20 protein-coding genes are annotated in these 18,396 nt (G+C 69.7%); 8 read left to right on the top strand and 12 right to left on the bottom strand.

Features of this window, described 5'->3' with window-relative positions; translation table 11 throughout:
* The first annotated feature begins 51 nt into the window (after positions 1-51).
* Positions 52-294 (top strand): hypothetical protein, encoded by a 243-nt coding sequence (locus tag E9232_RS30570; RefSeq protein WP_309800722.1) that lies wholly within the window; start codon positions 52-54, stop codon positions 292-294.
* A gap of 78 nt (positions 295-372) precedes the next feature.
* The gene (locus tag E9232_RS30565; protein ID WP_309800720.1) at positions 373-774 is read left to right on the top strand and encodes a DUF6984 family protein; all 402 of its coding nucleotides are present in this window, start codon (positions 373-375) and stop codon (positions 772-774) included.
* A gap of 22 nt (positions 775-796) precedes the next feature.
* On the opposite strand, the gene folE is transcribed toward E9232_RS30565, so the two are convergent.
* The 3 genes from folE to E9232_RS30550 form a co-directional block, all read right to left on the bottom strand.
* Complete coding sequence (gene folE, locus E9232_RS30560) at positions 797-1,444, bottom strand: GTP cyclohydrolase I FolE (protein WP_309800717.1); 648 nt, start codon at positions 1,442-1,444, stop codon at positions 797-799.
* A gap of 106 nt (positions 1,445-1,550) precedes the next feature.
* On the bottom strand, positions 1,551-1,943 hold the full coding sequence (apaG, locus tag E9232_RS30555; protein ID WP_309800715.1) for a Co2+/Mg2+ efflux facilitator ApaG/CorD: 393 nt from the start codon (positions 1,941-1,943) through the stop codon (positions 1,551-1,553).
* Positions 1,944-2,201: 258 nt separating this feature from the next.
* Positions 2,202-2,669 carry an OmpA family protein gene (locus E9232_RS30550; protein WP_309800713.1) on the bottom strand — a complete coding sequence of 156 codons (468 nt, stop codon included), beginning with the start codon at positions 2,667-2,669 and terminating at the stop codon, positions 2,202-2,204.
* 160 nt (positions 2,670-2,829) lie between these two features.
* Between E9232_RS30550 and E9232_RS30545 the strand changes: the two genes are divergently transcribed.
* Positions 2,830-4,212, top strand: a complete 1,383-nt coding sequence (locus E9232_RS30545; RefSeq protein WP_309800712.1) for an FAD/NAD(P)-binding protein — start codon at positions 2,830-2,832, stop codon at positions 4,210-4,212.
* Positions 4,213-4,270: 58 nt separating this feature from the next.
* Here E9232_RS30545 and E9232_RS30540 read toward each other — a convergent pair whose 3' ends face one another.
* The 7 genes from E9232_RS30540 to glpD all read right to left on the bottom strand — a co-directional run bounded on the left by E9232_RS30540 (position 4,271) and on the right by glpD (position 11,836).
* Positions 4,271-6,061 carry an ABC transporter substrate-binding protein gene (locus E9232_RS30540; RefSeq protein WP_374710675.1) on the bottom strand — a complete coding sequence of 597 codons (1,791 nt, stop codon included), beginning with the start codon at positions 6,059-6,061 and terminating at the stop codon, positions 4,271-4,273.
* 87 nt (positions 6,062-6,148) lie between these two features.
* On the bottom strand, positions 6,149-6,427 hold the full coding sequence (locus E9232_RS30535) for a DUF2160 domain-containing protein (RefSeq protein ID WP_309800710.1): 279 nt from the start codon (positions 6,425-6,427) through the stop codon (positions 6,149-6,151).
* Positions 6,428-6,439: 12 nt separating this feature from the next.
* Positions 6,440-7,243, bottom strand: coding sequence for a carbohydrate ABC transporter permease (locus tag E9232_RS30530; RefSeq protein ID WP_309800708.1), 804 nt, complete (start codon positions 7,241-7,243; stop codon positions 6,440-6,442).
* Complete coding sequence (locus E9232_RS30525; protein ID WP_309800706.1) at positions 7,240-8,112, bottom strand: carbohydrate ABC transporter permease; 873 nt, start codon at positions 8,110-8,112, stop codon at positions 7,240-7,242. Before E9232_RS30525 ends, E9232_RS30530 begins: the two co-directional genes overlap by 4 nt.
* Position 8,113: 1 nt before the next feature.
* Positions 8,114-9,199, bottom strand: a complete 1,086-nt coding sequence (locus tag E9232_RS30520; RefSeq protein ID WP_309800704.1) for an ABC transporter ATP-binding protein — start codon at positions 9,197-9,199, stop codon at positions 8,114-8,116.
* 4 nt (positions 9,200-9,203) lie between these two features.
* Positions 9,204-10,316 carry an ABC transporter ATP-binding protein gene (locus E9232_RS30515; RefSeq protein WP_309800702.1) on the bottom strand — a complete coding sequence of 371 codons (1,113 nt, stop codon included), beginning with the start codon at positions 10,314-10,316 and terminating at the stop codon, positions 9,204-9,206.
* Complete coding sequence (gene glpD / locus E9232_RS30510) at positions 10,313-11,836, bottom strand: glycerol-3-phosphate dehydrogenase (RefSeq protein ID WP_309800700.1); 1,524 nt, start codon at positions 11,834-11,836, stop codon at positions 10,313-10,315. Before glpD ends, E9232_RS30515 begins: the two co-directional genes overlap by 4 nt.
* Before the next feature lie 300 nt (positions 11,837-12,136).
* Here glpD and E9232_RS30505 point away from each other — a divergent pair, with 300 nt between their 5' ends.
* The 4 genes from E9232_RS30505 to E9232_RS30490 are packed head-to-tail and all read left to right on the top strand — an operon-like array spanning position 12,137 to position 15,936.
* Positions 12,137-13,144: a sulfate ABC transporter substrate-binding protein gene (locus E9232_RS30505; protein WP_374710673.1), complete on the top strand. Its 1,008-nt coding sequence runs from the start codon at positions 12,137-12,139 to the stop codon at positions 13,142-13,144.
* Positions 13,107-13,982: a sulfate ABC transporter permease subunit CysT gene (cysT, locus tag E9232_RS30500; protein WP_374710672.1), complete on the top strand. Its 876-nt coding sequence runs from the start codon at positions 13,107-13,109 to the stop codon at positions 13,980-13,982. Before E9232_RS30505 ends, cysT begins: the two co-directional genes overlap by 38 nt.
* Entirely contained in the window at positions 13,970-14,860 is an 891-nt protein-coding gene (cysW, locus tag E9232_RS30495; protein WP_309800697.1) for a sulfate ABC transporter permease subunit CysW, read from the top strand. Before cysT ends, cysW begins: the two co-directional genes overlap by 13 nt.
* A 5-nt stretch (positions 14,861-14,865) precedes the next feature.
* Positions 14,866-15,936 carry a sulfate/molybdate ABC transporter ATP-binding protein gene (locus E9232_RS30490; RefSeq protein ID WP_309800695.1) on the top strand — a complete coding sequence of 357 codons (1,071 nt, stop codon included), beginning with the start codon at positions 14,866-14,868 and terminating at the stop codon, positions 15,934-15,936.
* A 25-nt stretch (positions 15,937-15,961) separates the two neighbouring features.
* On the opposite strand, the gene E9232_RS30485 is transcribed toward E9232_RS30490, so the two are convergent.
* Positions 15,962-17,398, bottom strand: coding sequence for an MFS transporter (locus tag E9232_RS30485; protein WP_309800693.1), 1,437 nt, complete (start codon positions 17,396-17,398; stop codon positions 15,962-15,964).
* Positions 17,399-17,609: 211 nt separating this feature from the next.
* On the opposite strand from E9232_RS30485, the gene E9232_RS30480 reads away from it, so the two are divergent.
* On the top strand, positions 17,610-18,026 hold the full coding sequence (locus tag E9232_RS30480) for an ester cyclase (protein WP_309800692.1): 417 nt from the start codon (positions 17,610-17,612) through the stop codon (positions 18,024-18,026).
* 6 nt (positions 18,027-18,032) lie between these two features.
* Here the strand turns inward: E9232_RS30480 and E9232_RS30475 are convergent, their stop codons facing one another.
* Positions 18,033-18,344: a hypothetical protein gene (locus E9232_RS30475; protein WP_309800690.1), complete on the bottom strand. Its 312-nt coding sequence runs from the start codon at positions 18,342-18,344 to the stop codon at positions 18,033-18,035.
* Between the last annotated feature and the right edge of the window lie 52 nt (positions 18,345-18,396).

Genomic DNA, 18,396 nt, shown 5'->3' with positions numbered 1-18,396 from the left:
CTCCGTTGAAAAGGACTCCCCATCGGCCGCATCGAGTCGTATTTTGCTCAAATGCGGGAACAGATCAGGAACAATTGGGATATCGCGCTGCGGCTGAGCGACCTTTCGGCCGGCACGGCCATCGTCGCGAAATGCGGCCGCTGCGCCCGCAGCCGGGCGCTGAATCGCCCGCTGCTGGTCAAGCGCTACGGCCCCGACGCCCGATTGTTCCGGCTGGAGCAGACCCTGCGCTGCACCCGCTGCGGCAGCAAGGCAGCGGGCCGGATCGAGCTGCACGACGCGCCACGGAACTGAGATGCCCGCATCACCGGCTCCGGCACCGTGATAGCATCGCCCATGGTGCCTGATGAGATACTGATAGCTGAGAAGAAGATGCCGCCCCTTGCCGCGACGGACTACGAGGCCTGCCTTGCCTGGCAGCCGATTCGGTCGCTGCATGAATGGGAGCGACAGGTCCTGTCGGCACTGATCGAGGCGTCCTCGTTGGATGCGGCGCTCAGGAGCCCGGAGGCGCTCGATGCGCTGCGCGTCCGCGACATGCTGGATGGCGGCATGGACTCCATCCGGTTCGTCGCCCCGCAAGGTGAGACAAAGCGAAAGCTGGGGGCGGCCGGCGTTGCCGAGCTTGCCTATGTCGACGTGGATGGAGTCATGGTGTCGTTCGCCCTGAACCTCGACCAGCAGCGCGATCTCTACGAGATCGACGCCTGGAAGGTCGATTCCTCACCCCTTCGCCAGCCGCCGTCCCGCCGGGATCTGACCGTCAAACTGTGACGATGGGGACCCGGCGCAGTTCCTAAACCGGCATCCCGAGCATCATCTGGAATTCGCGGCGCAGCTGGGAGTCCTCGCGGAAGGCGCCGGTCATGTAGCTGGTGATCATCTGGGTGCCGTGCTTGTGCACGCCGCGCGTGGTCATGCAGTGGTGCTGCGACGACACCATCACCGCCACGCCGCGCGGCTTCAGCACCTCGTCGATCGCGGTCGCCACCTGCGCCGTCAGCCGCTCCTGGATCTGCAGCCGCTTGGCATAGGCGTCAACCACCCGCGCCAGCTTGGAGATGCCGACCACCCGCCGGCTCGGCAGGTAGGCGACATGCGCCTTGCCGATGATCGGCACCATGTGGTGCTCGCAATGCGACTCGAAGTCGATGTCGCGCAGCAGCACCATCTCGTCATAGCCCTCGACCTCCTCGAAGGTGCGGGACAAGAGCTCGACCGGGTCCTCGTGATAGCCGCGGAAGAACTCCTCATAGGACTTCACCACCCGCTTCGGCGTGTCGCGCAGGCCTTCGCGCGCGACGTCCTCGCCGGCCCAGCGCAGCAGCACGCGCACCGCGTCCTCGGCCTCGGCCCGGCTCGGCCGCGAAGCGGCCTCGGTGGCGGGCGTCGCGACGCCTGCGACATTGGCGGCGGCCACGGGCGAGAAGGGGATGCGGGTCATGGGGCCGGCCTTTCGGGACGGGGTGTCGATGCCGGACGGGGTCGGCGGCGTGGACGAGGCGGCGTCGTCCGCCGGGCCCTCGGGGTGTGATCCGTGATGCGCCACGTCAGTTCAGCCGCATCGTGCGGTGCGGGCTGTCCAGCGAGAAGGCCGGGATCGCCACGTCGAAGCGCTCGCCGCCCGGCGTCTCCATCTCATAGGTGCCGACCATGATGCCGGACGGCGTCGCGATCGGCGCGCCGCTGGTGTACTGGAAGTCCTTGCCCGGCTCGATCACCGGCTCGACCCCGACCACGCCCTTGCCGCGCACTTCCTGCACCCGGCCGAAATCGTCGGTGATGCGCCAGTAGCGGTTGCGCAGCTGCACCCGCTCCAGCCCGCGATTGGTGATGCGGACGGTGTAGGCCCAGACGTAGTGGTGCTCGTCGGGCGAGGATTCGTCCTCGAGATAGACCGGTTCGACCGACACTTCGATCGCCCGGGTTTCCGCTGTGTACATGAACCTCGATCCGCTTCAGGCGCGAGCCGCGCCATCGATCCCGAGCAGACTATATGGGGCCGCGGGCCCGCTCGTCCAATTGCGACGGCTGCCGGCCCGGCATGGCTGGCCCCCGCGAGACCGTCTGGAAACGCGCCGGCGTGGCCGCCTGATGGCGGTTGCTGCGCTTCCGGTGCTCACGGACGACCATGTCCGCTGCGCGCCGGTTCTCGAAACCACCACCAGCCGACTCACGCCAACGCGTTTCCAAACGGTCTCTTAGAAGCCGATCTCGACCCGGTCGTTGGCCGGCTCCGGCGTGCCGGCCGGGGCCGGCAGCAGCGGGTCGGCGGCGCCGGCGCCGCTGACGGCGATGCGGTCCGGCGCGATCCCCGCAGCGGCCAGCCGCCGCGCCACCGCCTCGGCCCGCCGCAGCGACAGGCGCTGCGCCACAGCGGTGTTGCCGGATCCGGGGCCACTGGAATCGGTGTGCCCGGTGACGGTCAGGCGGGGCAGGGGGCCCTTGGCCCGGCGCCGCGCATCCTCGACCACCGCGGCGGCGATGGCGGCGTCGCCCGGCGGGGTGATGGCAGCCTTGCCCGGGGCGAAGAAGACATAGCGGATGTCGGCCGACAGCGGCCGCTCCAGCGGCACCGATTCCGGCAGCTTCACCGGGGTGCGCGACGGCACGCAGCCCGCCGCCAGCACCGCCGCCATCGCCATTGCCGCCAGGAACCGTCCGGTCATCGCCCTGCCTCCGAATCGGCCGGCAGCATAGGGCTCCACCATGGCGGCGGCGAGGCGGCATGGCGCCGTGGCGGCCCGTTCTCCGGCGCGGCGATCCATCAGTGGCCGGATCGGGGAGGACGCGGCTACCATGCGGAGTCGAAGTTGCGGCTGGAGGATCATGCGCATCGCCATCATCGGCGCCGGTTTCACCGGATGCCTGCTCGCGGTCCAGCTGCTGCGCCGGTCCGCCGGCGCGGCGCAGGTCGTGCTGGTCGAACGCGGCGGCCCGCCCGGCCGGGGCATGGCCTATGGCACGCCGCATCCCGCCCATCTCTTGAATGTGCGCACCGCGAATATGAGCGCCTTCCCGGACGAGCCGGAGGATTTCCAGCGCTGGGCCCAGGCGCATGGCGCCGGCGACGAGCCGTACCTGCCGCGCCGGTTCTACGGCGACTATGTCGCCGACACGCTGGCCGCCGCCGGGCGCGACTTCCCCGGCGGCCTGACCATGCTGGCGGATGCGGCGGTGGCGCTGGACCGCGACGAGGCGGGGGTAACGCTGCGCCTGGCCTCCGGCCGGACCGAACGGATCGACGCCGTGGCGCTGTGCACCGGCAATGCGCCGCCGACCGCGCCGATTCCCCTACCGGACGTGCCGGGCCGGATCCTGGTGGGGCCGGAGGATGCGTGCCTGCCCTCGATCCTGCCCGACGAGACCGTGCTGATTCTCGGCACCGGGCTGACCATGGTCGACATCGCCGCCGGGCTCGCGGCGCAGGACCATCGCGGCAAGGTGCTGGCCGTGTCGCGGCGCGGGCTGGTGCCGCGGCCGCATCGCGGCGTCGCCAGCAAGCCGGCAACGCTGGCGGCGGCGGATTTCGTCGGCCTGCCGGCGTTGGCGCTGCTGCGCCGGCTGCGGGCGCTGTGCCGCGAGGCCGAGGCGGCGGGCGGCGACTGGCGCGCCGTGATCGACGGGCTGCGCCCCTTCACCCAACGGATGTGGCAGGCCTGGGACGAGACCCAGGCGCGGCGCTTCCTGCGCCATCTCCGGCCGTGGTGGGACGTGCACCGCCACCGCGTGGCGCCGGCCATCGCCGACACGGTCGGGGCGATGATGGCCTCGGGCCAGCTGCAGGTCCTGGCTGGCCGGCTTGGTGCCGTGACGGCCATCGAGGAGGGCTTGAGCGTGACGCTGCGCCGGCGGGGCGCCGCGGCGGACGAGACCCGGTCGATCTGCCGCCTGGTCCTGGCCAGCGGGCCGGAGACCGATCCCGGCCGCAGCGACGACCCGCTGCTGCGGTCGCTGCTGGCCGGCGGCGTGGCGCGGCCGGACCGGCTGCGCCTCGGCCTCGACATCGATGCCGCCGGGCGGCTGATCGGGCATGACGGCGTGGCCTCGCCGCGGCTCTACGCTGTCGGGCCGCCGACCCGCGGCGCGTTCTGGGAGATCACCGCCGTGCCCGACATCCGCCGGCAATGCGCCGAGGTGGCGGATGCGCTCCTGGCGGGCGCCGACGCTTTGGGTTCCGTCCCGCGGCGCGGTTTCGATCCGGGGATTTAGCGGCCAGCGTAGGTTGGGTTCGCCGAAGCGAACCCAACCTACGAAACGGGCGGCTGTCCTAGCGGACTTTCCCTTCCTTCCAGGCCTGCAGCAGGCTGTCATAGGCCACGGTCTGGCCCTTTTCCTTCTCGTTCTCCAGCTTGGGCTTGGGCGCGCCGGGCTGGTCGTACCAGTACTGCGCGTCCTTCTCCTCGTTCAGCTTCGGCCCGCAATCGCCGAGGTTGCCGGCCCGCTCCAGCCGCGCCAGCACCTGGTCCTGCTGCTTGGCCAGGTTGTCCATCGCCTGCTGCGGCGTGACCTCGCCGGTCACCGCCTCGGCCACGTTCTGCCACCACAGCTGCGCCAGCCGTGGATAGTCCGGAACGTTGGTGCCGGTGGGAGTCCACGCCACCCGGGCGGGACTGCGGTAGAACTCGACCAGACCGCCCAGCTTCGGCGCCATCTCGTCCATCGCCTTGGAGCGGATGTCGCTGTCGCGGATCGGGGTCAGGCCGACCTGCAGCTTCTTCAGCGAGGTCGATTTGCAGATGCAGAACTGGGCGTACAGCCAGGCCGCCTGCTGCCGCTCCTTCGGGGTGCTTTTCAAGAGGGTCCAGGAACCGCAATCCTGGTAGCCCAGCTTCATGCCCTCTTCCCAGTACGGGCCGTGCGGCGACGGCGCCATGCGCCACTTCGGCGTGCCGTCCTCGTTCACGACCGGCAGGCCCGGCTTGGTCAGGTCGGCGGTGAAGGCGGTGTACCAGAAGATCTGCTGGGCGATGTTGCCCTGGCCCGGCACCGGCCCGGCCTCGGAGAAGGTCATGCCGGCCGCCTCGGGCGGGGCGTACTTCTTCAGCCACTCGATGTACTTGTCCAGGGCGTACACCGCGGCCGGGCCGTTGGTGTCGCCGCCGCGGGTGACGCTGGACCCGGCCGGGCGGCAGCCCTCGACCCGGATGCCCCATTCGTCGACCGGCAGGCCGTTCGGGATGCCCTTGTCGCCGGCGCCGGCCATCGACAGCCAGGCGTCGGTGAAGCGCCAGCCCAGCGACGGGTCCTTCTTGCCGTAATCCATGTGGCCCCAGACGCGGACGCCGTTGATCTCCTTCACCTTGTTGGTGAAGAAGTCGGCGATGTCCTCATAGGCCGACCAGTTGACCGGCACGCCGAGATCGTAGCCATAGGCGGCCTTGAACTGCTCTTGCAGCTTCGGGTCGCTGAACCAGTCATGGCGGAACCAGTACAGATTGGCGAACTGCTGGTCCGGGATCTGGTACAGCTTGCCGTCGGGCGCGGTGGTGAAGCTCTTGCCCATGAAGTCGTCGACGTCGAGCGTCGGCAGGGTGAAATCCTTGCCGTCGCCGGTCATGAAATCGGACAGCGGCACGGCCTGGCCGTAGCGGAAATGGGTGCCGATCAGGTCGCTGTCGTTGACATACGCGTCATAGATGTTCTGGCCAGACTGCATCTGGGTCTGCAGCTTCTCGATCACGTCGCCTTCCTGAATCAAATCGTGCTTCAGGTTGATGCCGGTGATCTCGGAGAAGGCGCGGGCCAGCGTCTTCGACTCGTATTCGTGGGTGGTCAGGGTCTCGGACACCACGTTGATGTCCATGCCGCGGAACGGCTCGGCCGCCTTGATGAAGAACTCCATCTCCTTCATCTGCGCGTCCTTGGACAGCGTCGAGGGCTGGAATTCGGTGTCGACCCACTTCTTGGCGGCGGCGGTCATCTCCTCCGTCGTGGCCGCGAAGGCGCGGCGGGCGAAGCCCGGCACCGCGGCGGCCAGGCCCAGCGCCGAGGCGCCGCGCAGGAGGGTCCGGCGATGGACCGGGAATCCGCCCGGCGCGTCGTGCTGCATCTTGGTCATGATCTCTCCCCGTGTTTCACGTGAAACAAGCATTCCGACCCCTGTCCCGGGGCCTGGTCCGGCCAAGCGTCAGCTCATCGCGTCAGCTCATCCGAACCGCATCAGCGCGATCATCCAGACGACGGCGATCGCGGAGCCGTACCACAGGCTGCCCGAGGCCAGCCCGATCCAGGCAAGGTGGATGAAGGCGGCGCCCAGCAGGCCGATGAACAGCCGGTCGCCGCGGGTGGTGGTCAGCGGCAGCAGGCCGCGCCGCGGCACCGAGGGCGAGGCCAGCTGCCACGCCGTCATGCCGACCAGGAGCGCCGCGATGCCGCAGAAGAACCAGGCGGTCGGCGCGGTCCAGGACATCCATTCCAGGGTCATGGCGTCGCCTCCTCACACCCGGCCCAGGGCGAAGCCCTTGGCGATGTAGTTGCGGACGAACCAGATCACGATCGCGCCGGGGATGATGGTCAGCACGCCGGCGGCGGCCAAGAGCGACCAGTCCATGCCGGCGGCGCTGACCGTGCGGGTCATGGTGGCGGCGATCGGCTTGGCCTCGACCGAGGTCAGGGTCCGGGCCAGCAGCAGCTCGACCCAGGAGAACATGAAGCAGAAGAAGGCGGTGACGCCGATGCCGCCGCGGATCAGCGGCACGAAGATGGTCAGGAAGAAGCGCGGGAACGAGTAGCCGTCGATATAGGCGGTCTCGTCGATCTCCTTCGGGATGCCCGACATGAAGCCTTCCAGGATCCACACCGCCAGCGGCACGTTGAACAGGCAATGCGCCAGGGCCACGGCGTAGGGCGTGTCGATCAGCCCGATGGCGGAATAGAGCTGGAAGAACGGCAGCAGGAACACCGCCGGCGGCGACATCCGGTTCGACAGCAGCCAGAAGAACATGTGGGTGTCGCCGATGAAGCGGTAGCGGCTGAAGGCATAGGCCGCCGGCAGCGCCACCAGCACCGAGATCACCATGTTCATCAGCACATAGGTGATCGAGTGGATGTAGCCGGAATACCAGGACTGGTCGGTGAAGATGGTGACGTAGTTGGCGATGCTCAGCTTCTGCGGGAACAGGGTGAAGCCCGACAGGATCTCCTGGTTCTCCTTCAGCGACATGGTCACCAGCCAGTAGATCGGCAGCAGCAGGAAGACCATGTACACGACCAGGATGGCGGCGCGGGTGCGCGGGCTCATGACGCGTCGCCTTTCCCGAGGTTGGTGATCACCGTGTAGAACAGCCACGAGAACAGCAGGATGATCAGGAAGTAGATGATCGAGAACGCCGCCGCCGGCCCCAGGTCGAACTGGCCGACCGCCATCTTGGTCAGCTCCTGGCTCAGGAAGGTGGTGGCGTTGCCGGGCCCGCCGCCGGTCAGGACGAAGGGCTCGGTGTAGATCATGAAGCTGTCCATGAAGCGCAGCAGCAGCGCGATCAGCAGCACCCCGGTCATCTTCGGCAGCTGGATGTAGCGGAACACCGCCCAGCGCGAGGCGCCGTCGATCCGCGCCGCCTGGTAGAAGGCGTCCGGGATCGAGCGCAGCCCGGCATAGCCCAGGAGGGCGACCAGCGAGGTCCAGTGCCAGACATCCATCACCAGCACGGTGATCCAGGCATCGAAGGAATCGCCGGTGTAGTTGTAGTCGATGCCCAGCCGGTTGATCAGCACCCCGGCCAGGCCGATGTCGGGACGGGCGAAGATCTGCCAGATGGTGCCGACCACGTTCCAGGGAATCAGCAGCGGCAGCGCCAGCACCACCAGGGTGACCGACACGGCCCAGCCCCGCGCGGGCATGCACAGCGCCACCAGCACGCCGAGCGGGATCTCGATCGCCAGCACGCAGAAGCTGAAGATCAGCTGGCGGCCCAGGGCGGCCTGCAGCCGGTCGTCCTGCAGCACCTGCTCGAACCATTCGGTGCCGACGAAGACGCCCTGGCCGGGGCCGAAGATGTCCTGCACCGAATAGTTCACCACGGTCATCAGCGGGATGATGGCGCTGAACGCCACCAGCAGCACGACCGGGAGGACCAGGAGCCAGGCGGCGTTGTTCGGGGTCTTGTCCATCTCAGCCCACCAGCCTGCTGTCGGCGTAAAGCAGCGTGCGCTCCGGCGGGAAGCGCAGGAACGCGGTGTCGCCGGACAGGCGGCGGTCCTCGCCCAGCTTGGCCTTCACCGTGGCGCTGCCCAGCCGGAGGGTGACGATGGCATGGGTGCCGAGGTCGTCGACCGCGGTCACCGCCGCCGGCACGCCGCTGTCGGCGATCTCCAGGAATTCCGGCCGGATGCCGATCTCCAGCGTGCCGGCGCCGCCCTGCAGGAAGCCCGCGACCCCCTGCAGCATCGCGGCCGACAGCGGGATGCGGCCGCCATCGACCACGGCGTCGCCCTGGTCGACCACGCAGGGCAGCAGGTTGATGCCGGGGCTGCCGATGAAATAGCCGACGAAGGTGTGGGCCGGCCGCTCGAACAGGGCCTGCGGCGTGCCGATCTGCACCACCTGGCCGTCATACATCACGATCACCTCATCGGCGAAGGTCAGTGCCTCGACCTGGTCGTGGGTGACGTAGATCAGGCTGGTGCGCACCTGCTCGTGCACCTCCTTCAGCTTGCGCCGGAGCTGCCACTTCAGATGCGGGTCGATCACCGTCAGCGGCTCGTCGAACAGGATCGCGGCGACGTCCTTGCGCACCAGGCCGCGGCCCAGCGAGATCTTCTGCTTCTCGTCGGCGTCCAGGCCGCGGGCGCGGCGCTTCAGCACCGGCGTCAGCTCCAGCATCTCCGCCACCTCGGCGACGCGGGTGGCGATCTCCGGCTTCGGCAGCTTCCGGTTGCGCAAGGGGAAGGCCAGGTTCTCGGCCACCGTCATGGTGTCGTAGACCACCGGAAACTGGAACACCTGGGCGATGTTGCGCTGCTCCGGCGACGCCCGGGTGACGTCGGTGCCGTCGAACAGCACCTGGCCGTGGCTCGGCGTCACCAGGCCGGAGATGATGTTCAGCAGCGTGGTCTTGCCGCAGCCGGACGGACCCAGCAGCGCATAGGCGCGGCCGCTCTGCCACACCATGTCCATCGGCCGCAAGGCATAGTCCGACGGCTCGGTCGGGTTCGGCTTGTAGCTGTGGGCGAGGGCTTTGAGCTCGATGCGGGCCATGTCCTCACCCGTTCCTGGCTAGTGTGGGCCTGGCGTCGGGGGCCCGCTGCGGGGCGGCCGCCAGCCGTCCGGCCGCGTCGAACACATAGATCCGGCGGGGGTCGATCGCGATCGTCACCGGCGTGCCCAGCGGGTGCTTGTGCACCCCGGTCTGCTGCGCCACCCAGGGCCGGTCGCCGAAGTGGAAATGGATGTAGGTCTCCGACCCGCTGATCTCGGCCAGCTGGACCTCGGTCGCGACCGACGCTTCGCCCGGCCCGGCGTCGCCCAGGCGCAGATGGCTCGGCCGCACCCCGACGGTGCAGGGGCCGGCCGCCAGCCCAGCGAGGTGGCCGGCCAGCGGCACGGCGACGCCGTCGGCCAGCCGCAAGGCGCCGTCGGCCACCTCGGCCGGGCCGATGTTCATCGGCGGGTCGCTGAACACCTCCGCCACCTTGGTCGAGGCCGGGTGCTGGAACACCTCGACCGTCGGCCCGATCTGCAGCAGCCTTCCCTCGTCCAGCACCGCGGTGCGGCCGCCCAGGATCAGCGCCTCGGCCGGCTCGGTGGTGGCGTAGACCACGATCGCCTTGCCGCGGCGGAAGATCTCCGACAGCTCGGCCCGCAGCTCCTCGCGCAGCTTGTAGTCGAGATTGACCAAGGGTTCGTCCAGCAGCAGCAGGCCGGCATCCTTGACCAGGGCGCGGGCAATCGCGGTGCGCTGCTGCTGGCCGCCCGACAGCTCGCCCGGCAGCCGCTCCAGGAACCGGTCGATCCGCAGCATCGCCGCGGTCTCGCGCACCTTGCGGTCGACCTCGGCGCGGCCGAGGCCCTGCAGCCGCAGCGGCGAGGCGATGTTGTCGTAGACCGTCTTCGAGGGGTAGTTGATGAACTGCTGGTAGACCATGGCGACGTCGCGCTTGCGCACCGAGGCGCCGGTGACGTCACGGCCGTCGGCCAGGACCTTGCCGCGGGTCGGCCGGTCGAGGCCCGCCATCAGCCGCATCAGCGTGGTCTTGCCGGCCTGGGTGCGGCCCAGCAGCACGGTCAGGGTGCCGGGTTCGAGGGTCAGATCGAGCGGCGCGATGTGCAGCTCGGCCCCCACCTCCTTGGTCACGCCGTCGAGCACGAGGGTCACGATGCGGCCCTTTCCCGGGGCTGCGAGTTCCGCGCCCGCAGCCAGTCGTCGATGGCGCCATGCGCCGCGGCCGGGATGTGCAGGCCCAGCTTGGACCGGCGCCACAGCACGTCGTCGGCGGTCCGCGCCCATTCCTGGTCGGCCAGGTACTCCAGCTCGGCCTCGGTCAGCCCGGCGCCGAAGTCGCGGCCGAGATCCTCCAGGGATTGGGCGGTGCCCAGCAGCCGGTCGACCCGGGTGCCGTAGGCCCGTGCCAGCCGGCGGGCCAGCGCCTCCGGCAGCCAGGGCCGGGCGGCGCGCAGCTTGGCCAGGAAGCCTTCGAAATCGGCGTCCGGAATGTCGCCGCCAGGCAGGGCCGCGGTCGCGGTCCAGGGCTTGCCCGTGATCGCCATCACCGGCGCCAGCTTCTCCAGCGCATGCTCGGACAGCCGGCGGAAGGTGGTGATCTTGCCGCCGAACACCGACAGCGCCGGCGCCTGGCCGGCGGGAGCGTCCAGCTCCAGCACATAGTCGCGGGTGGCCTCCGACGCGCTGGACGACCCGTCGTCATACAGCGGCCGCACCCCGGCATAGCTCCAGACCACGTCGTCCGGCGTCGGCCCGGCGGTGAAGCAGCGGCCGACCGCCTCGCACAGATAGGCGGTTTCCTCCGGCGTGATCGCGGCGCCGGTCGGGTCGCCGTGATAGTCCAGGTCGGTGGTGCCGATCAGCGAGAATTTCCCCTCATAGGGGATGACGAAGACGATGCGCCGGTCGGCGTTCTGCAGGATGAAGGCCTCGGGCCCGTCATACAGCTTCGGCACCACGATGTGGCTGCCCTTGACCAGCCGGACCTTGCTGGCGCCCGGCAGGCCGACCGTGTCGTTCAGCACATGCTTGACCCAGGGGCCGCCGGCGTTGACTAGGCCGCGCGCCGCCACCTGCCGCTCGGTCCCGTCGTCGCCGCGCAGGGTCGCGATCCAGCGGTCGCCCTCGCGTTTCGCCGCGACGCAGGCGGTGCGGGTCAGGATCTCGGCGCCGCGCTCGCGCGCATCCAGCGCCGCCAGCGCCACCAGCCGGGCGTCGTCGACCGAGCAGTCGGAATATTCGAAACCGCGCGTCAGCTCCGGCCGCAGCACCCGGCCGATGGCGCCGCCGCGCAGCTTCAGCCCGTGGCTGGCCGGCAGGATCTTGCGGCCGCCGAGATGGTCGTAGAGGAACAGCCCGATCCGCACCATCCAGGCCGGCCGCATCGACCGGTCGTGCGGCAGCACGAATCGCAGCGGCCGGATGATGTGCGGGGCGGAGCGCAGCAGCACCTCGCGCTCCATCAGCGCCTCGCGGACCAGCCGGAACTCGTAGTATTCGAGGTAGCGCAGGCCGCCATGGATCAGCTTGGTCGAGGCCGAGGAGGTGGCGCCGGCCAGGTCGTTCTTCTCGCACAGCAGGACGGACAGGCCGCGCCCCACCGCATCGCGTGCGATACCGACGCCGTTGACGCCGCCGCCGATGACCAGGAGGTCGTACAGCACCTCAGTCACGTTTCCTGCCTCTGTTTGCGGCATCGCCGCTTTCGATATTCGCAAACGAAAATCTGCATCGGCCTGCTTTCCGATGCAATCGGAATTCGCGCCGATTGCGCAAGATCACGGCCGATCGGCCGTGTGCATGTGCGAAAGCGAAGGGCAAACGCGAACGTGTAAATAACTGTCTTCGATCGTATAATCTACATCCGATCGTTGCATTTGATGTAAAATAGAGATTGCGTTCGTCGCTTTTCCCCGCCTTACTGTCCCGCGACGCCGCGTCGACACACAACACGAACATTGGAGGGTCGAGTCATGCGAACCATGACCACTCGGCTGCTGGCCGCGGCGGCCATTGCGCTGGCCTCGGCCACGGCGCATGCGGCCGACATCAAGCTGCTCAACGTGTCCTACGATCCGACGCGCGAGCTGTACCAGAAGATCAACGCGGCCTTCGCCGAACAGTGGAAGGCCAAGACCGGCGACACCCTGACCATCGAGGCCTCGCATGGCGGGTCCGGCGCCCAGGCGCGGTCGGTGATCGACGGGCTGCAGGCCGACGTCGTCACCCTGGCCCTGGCCTATGACGTCGACGCCATCGCCGCCAAGGGGCTGATCGACAAGGACTGGCTGAAGAAGCTGCCGGACAACAGCGCGCCCTACACCTCGACCATCGTGTTCCTGGTGCGCAAGGGCAACCCAAAGGGCATCAAGGACTGGCCGGACCTGACCAAGGAAGGCGTCCAGGTCATCACCCCGAACCCGAAGACCTCGGGCGGGGCGCGCTGGAACTACCTCGCGGCCTGGGGCTACGCCCTGAAGCAGCCCGGCGGCAACGACAAGACGGCGGCGGAGTTCGTGCAGAAGATCTTCGCCAATGTCCCGGTGCTGGACACCGGCGCCCGCGGCTCCACCACCACCTTCGTCCAGCGCGGCATCGGCGACGTGCTGCTGGCGTGGGAGAACGAGGCCTTCCTCGCGGTCAAGGAACTCGGCCCCGACGAGTTCGACATCGTGGTGCCGTCGATCTCGATCCTGGCCGAACCCTCGGTCGCGGTGGTCGACAAGGTGGTCGATGCCCACGGCACCCGCGCCGTCGCCCAGGCCTACCTCGAATTCCTGTATTCGCCGGAAGGGCAGGACATCGCGGCCAAGAACTTCTACCGTCCGCGTTCGCCCGAGGTCGCGGCGAAGTACAAGGACGCCTTTCCCGCGGTCAACCTGATCACCATCGACGACCCCCTGTTCGGTGGCTGGCAGAAAGCACAGAAGACACATTTCTCGGATGGCGGCACCTTCGATCAGATCTACCGAAAGGGCTAGAGAGAGCCCGCCCCCGGCATCGCGCCATGTCGGCGTGCTGCCGGGATTCGGGCTGACCCTCGGCTTCTCCCTCACCTATCTCGCGCTGCTGGTGCTGCTGCCCCTGGCGGCGCTGGTGATTCGGCCCTGGGAGCTCGGGGCCGAGGGCGTGTGGCGGGTGGTCTCCTCGCCGCGCACGCTCGGTGCGCTCAAGCTCAGCTTCGGCCTGTCGCTGGTCGCGGCGGCGGTCAACGTCGTGTTCGGCACGCTGGTCGCCTGGGTGGTGGTGCGCTACCGCTTTTATGGCCGGCCGCTGATGAACGCGCTGATCGACCTGCCCTTCGCCCTGCCGACAGCGGTGGCGGGCATCGCCCTGGCGTCGCTGTACTCGCCCAAGGGCTGGCTCGGCGGGCCCTTGATGGACATCGGCATCAAGGCCGCCTTCGGCCCGCCCGGCATCTTCATCGCCCTGGTCTTCATCGGCCTGCCCTTCGTGGTGCGCACGGTCGAGCCGGTGCTGGAGGATCTCGACCGCGAGATCGAGGAAGCGGCGTCGACCCTCGGCGCCCGGCGCTGGCAGGTGGTGTGGCGGGTGGTGCTGCCGCCCCTGCTGCCTGCGATCCTCACCGGCTTCATCCTGGCCTTCGCCCGCGCGGTCGGCGAATACGGCTCGGTCATCTTCATCGCCGGCAACATCCCCGGCCTGTCAGAGATCGCACCGCTGCTGATCGTCATCCGGCTCGAGGAGTACGACTACGCCGGCGCCGCCACCATCGGGTCGATGATGCTGGCCGCGTCCTTCGTCATCATCCTGGTGGTCAACCTGCTGCAGCGCTGGAGCCGCAAATGGGCGGATTGACCAACACGCTGGCGGCGGCGCGCAAGCGCCTCAAGCCGGCGCAGCGGCCGTGGGAAGAGCCGCTGGGCATCCGCGTCGCGCTGATCGCGATCGCCGCCCTGTTCCTCGGCATCTTCCTGGTGCTGCCGCTGGCGGTCGTGCTGACCGAGGCGATGCGCAAGGGCTTCGCCGCCTATCTCGCCGGCATCGGCAGCGCCGATTCGCTGGCGGCGATCCGGCTGACCCTGATCGTCGCGGCCATCGCCGTGCCGCTGAACACCGTCTTCGGCCTGGCCACCGCCTGGGCCATCGCCAAGTTCGAATTCCCGGGCAAGAGCCTGCTGACCACGCTGGTCGACCTGCCCTTCTCGGTCTCGCCGGTGATCTCGGGCCTGATCTACGTGCTGGTGTTCGGGGCCAATGGCTGGTTCGGGCCGTTCCTGAAGGACCACGGCATCCAGGTGATCTTCACCGTCACCGGCCTGGTGATCGCCACCATCTTCGTCACCCTGCCCTTCGTGGCGCGCGAGCTGATCCCGCTGATGCAGGATCAGGGCACCGACGAGGAGGAGGCGGCGGTGCTGCTGGGCGCCAGCGGCTGGCAGACCTTCTTCCGGGTGACGCTGCCCAACGTCAAATGGGCGCTCTTGTACGGCGTGCTGCTGTGCAACGCCCGGGCGATGGGCGAATTCGGCGCGGTCTCGGTGGTCTCCGGCCACATCCGCGGCGTCACCAACACCATGCCGCTGCAGGTCGAGATCCTCTACAACGAGTACAACTTCGTCGGCGCCTTCGCCGTCGCCTCGCTGCTCGCCGGCCTCGCGCTGGTGACCCTGGTGCTGAAGACCCTGCTCGAATGGCGGTTCCGCTCGGACCGCTTCGATTCCGCGGAGAGCTGAGCCGTATGCCGATCGCCATTCAAGGCCTGACCAAGCGCTTCGGCCCGGTCTTCGCGCTCGACGGCATCGAGCTGGAGGTGCCGGACCGCGCCTTCGTCGCGCTGCTCGGCCCCTCCGGCTCGGGCAAGACCACGCTCTTGCGCATCATCGCCGGGCTGGAGCGGGCCGATGCCGGACAGATCCGGGTCGACGGCACCGACATCGCCGCGGTGCGGCCGCGCCAGCGCCGCATCGGCTTCGTGTTCCAGCACTATGCCCTGTTCCGGCACATGACGGTGTTCGGCAACATCGCCTTCGGCCTGCAGGTGCGCCCCGGCGCCACCCGCCCGGCGAAGAGCGAGATCGCCCGCCGGGTCGAGGAGCTGCTGGCCCTGGTGCACCTGCCCGGCCTCGGCGGGCGCTATCCGCGCCAGCTGTCGGGCGGCCAGCGCCAGCGCGTCGCCCTGGCCCGCGCCCTGGCGATCGAACCCAAGCTGCTGCTGCTCGACGAGCCCTTCGGCGCGCTCGACGCCAAGGTGCGGAAGGAGCTGCGGGTGTGGCTGCGCGAGCTGCACGACCGCTCCGGCCTGACCAGCCTGTTCGTCACCCACGACCAGGAGGAGGCGCTGGAGCTGGCCGACCAGGTGGTGGTGATGCGCGACGGCCGGATCGAGCAGCAGGGCGACCCGGCGGCGCTGGTCGACCATCCCGCCACCGCCTTCGTCTCCAGCTTCCTCGGCGACGTCAACCGCCTGCCCTGCACGGTCAGCGGCCAGGGCACGGTGGAGATCGCCGGGCTGCGCCTGCCGGCCGACACCCGCGGGCTGGCCGACGGCAGCCGGGCCATCGCCGACATCCGGCCCCGCGCCATCCGGCTGGTGCCGGCGGGAACGGCGGGCGACGGCGTGGTCGCCGGCACCGCCCGGCGGGTGCTGCACAGCGCCACCACGGTGACGATCGAGGCCGAGACCGGCCTGTCGCCCGACCCGATCCGGATCGAGGCCGACCGCTACGCCGCCGACCTGCCGACGCTGGCGGTGGGCGACGCGGTGGCGCTGCGCCTGCCCCAGCCCTTCGTCTTCGCCGCCGAGACCTGACGACTTCGTCGCAGGGAGTAGATCCTCACTCGATCGGGTCGATGTCGATCGGGTCGACCCGCCGCGGCCGGCGGTCCGGGTCGTTCGGCAGCAGGCGCAGGAAGCTGGCGATGCTGGCCGCCCCGGCGAAGCCGGCGCCCACCGCCAGGGCCAGGGCCGGCCCGTGCACCGCCGCCAGGCTGAAGCACAGCGCCACCAGGGCGGCGCCGATGGTCTGGCCCAGCAGGCGCGCCTGGGCAACGATGCCGCTGGCGCCGCCGCTGCGGTGCGGCGGGGCGCTGGCGATCAGCGCCTTCTGGTTCGGCGCCTGGAAGAAGCCGAAGCCCCAGCCGCACAGCGCCATGCGCCAGCAGATGTCCAAGACGCTCGGCTCCGGCGGCAGCAGGGCCATCAGCACCATGCCCAGGCATAGGATGGCCAGGCCGATGCCGCCCAGCACCCCGGCGGAATAGCGGTCCGACAGCCGGCCGGCGATCGGCGCCATGATCGCCACCACCACCGGCCATGGCGTCATCAGCAGGCCGGTCTCGACCGCGCTGCGGCCCAGCGTGCCCTGGAAGTAGAAGGGCAGGGCGACGAAGGCCAGGCCCTGGGTGGCGAAGGAGCAGGCGGCGGTCAGCGCCGACAGGGCGAAGATCGGCCGGCGGAACAGGTCGAGCGGCAGCAGCGGCGCCGGATGCTCCGCCTGCCGGCGCACCAGCAGCACGCCGAACAGCACCGCCCCGGCGAGCTCCAGCCCGACCTCGAGCGCCGACGCCCGGTGTGCGCCCTCGCCGATCGCCACGATCAGCAGGCCGAAGGCGCCGGCGTTCAGGGCGGCGCTGATCAGGTCGAAGCGGTGGGTCGACCGCGCGGTGTAGGGCAGGGTTGGCAGCGCCACGGCCAGCGCGATGATGCCGAGCGGCAGGTTGACGGCGAACAGCCACTGCCAGGACGCGACCGCCAGGATGCCGGCGGCGACGGTGGGACCGAGGGCGGAGAAGATCGCCACGATCAGGGTGTTGAAGCCGATCCCGCGGCCGAGCAGCCGGCTGGGGTAGATGAAGCGGATCAGCGCCGCGTTCACGCTCATGATGCCGCTGGCGCCGAAGCCCTGCAGCACCCGCGCCGCGGTCAGGCTGGGCAGCGACCAGGACAGGGCGCAGGCCACCGAGGCGACGGTGAACAGCGCCAGCCCGGCCATGTAGATGGTGCGGTAGCCGATGATCTCGCCCAGCGCCGCCAGCGGCAGCAGCGAGACCACCAGCGCCAGCTGGTAGGCGTTGACCACCCAGACCGAGGCGGCCGGGCTGGCCTGCAGGTCGATGGCGATGGTGGGCAGCGCGGTGTTGGCGATGGCGATGTCCAGCACCGACACGGCGATGGCGATCGACATCGCCAGCATGGCGCCGTAGCGGCGCGGCACCGGCAGCCCGTCTGCCTGCACGGCCTTGCGGTCGGGCAGCTTGATCGTCGCGTCCATCTCGGTCCCATCGCTCCGGAGCCGCCATCATCGCGGCAGCGGCCGGCGGGCACCAATGCAGCCACGGCGTATCAGCCGGGACCGCGCAATGAGTCGCAGCCCCGGCCAGCCATGAGCCGGGCGCGGGGCGGCCGCCGGGGCCTTGTCCGATCGGCCGGACTGGCGATGCGGCCCCGGGCCTATACTGGCGAGGTCACGAGGGGAGGACGACATGCATCCCAACGAGGTGCTGGGCCGCCGCTGGTTCCAGGAGGTGTGGAACGAACGGCGGATCGAGGCGGCGGACGGGATCCTGTGCGACAGCTGCGCCGCGACCGACATGCACAGCGGCGTCGGCCGCTCCAAGGGCGAGCTGAAGGAGCTCTACGCCAGGCTGCAGGAGCGGATGCCGGAGCTGCAGTTCACGGTCGAGGACGCCGTCGCCGACGACGACCGCGTCGCACTGCGCTGGCGGGCCCGCGGCTCCGCCATCGGGCCGTCCGGGCCGGTGGCGGTCGACATCAGCGGCCTGTCCTTCGCCCGGATCGAGGGCGGCAAGGCGACGCGGATCTGGGACGCGTGGGACAAGCTCGGCCTGCTGCAGCAGCTCGGCCACGTCCCGCGCGAGCTGGACCCGACCGCGATGTAACCTGCGCTAAGGCAGCTTGCCGGTGGCGGGATGCACGGTGTGGAAGGCGGCGATCAGCGCCACCGCCTCGCCCCGGGTCGCGGGGCTCAGCACCGGCTTGCCGGCGGCGATGTCGCCCTTCACGTCGCGCAGCAGCGCGTCGATCTGGGTCAGGATCTCCTCGCGCTTCAGCCCGGCCCGCTCATGCTCGACGCTGTGGTCGTCGGAGACGGTCTGGAACAGCGAGCCCAGCCAGGCCACCAGTTCGTCGGCGCGGCCGAGCAGCTTCTGCTTGCCATCCGCCTCATAGACGATCACCGGCTCGATCTCGGTCGTCATGGCACAGCCTCCCTCGCATCGCGCCCGCATCGCCGCGGGTGCCTATGCGCAA

The organism is Inquilinus ginsengisoli (genome assembly GCF_031453975.1).
Classification (GTDB): Bacteria; Pseudomonadota; Alphaproteobacteria; order DSM-16000; family Inquilinaceae; genus Inquilinus; species Inquilinus ginsengisoli_A.
Note: the sequence above shows the minus strand (reverse complement) of the source record. Positions and strands in the feature narration are given on the sequence as shown.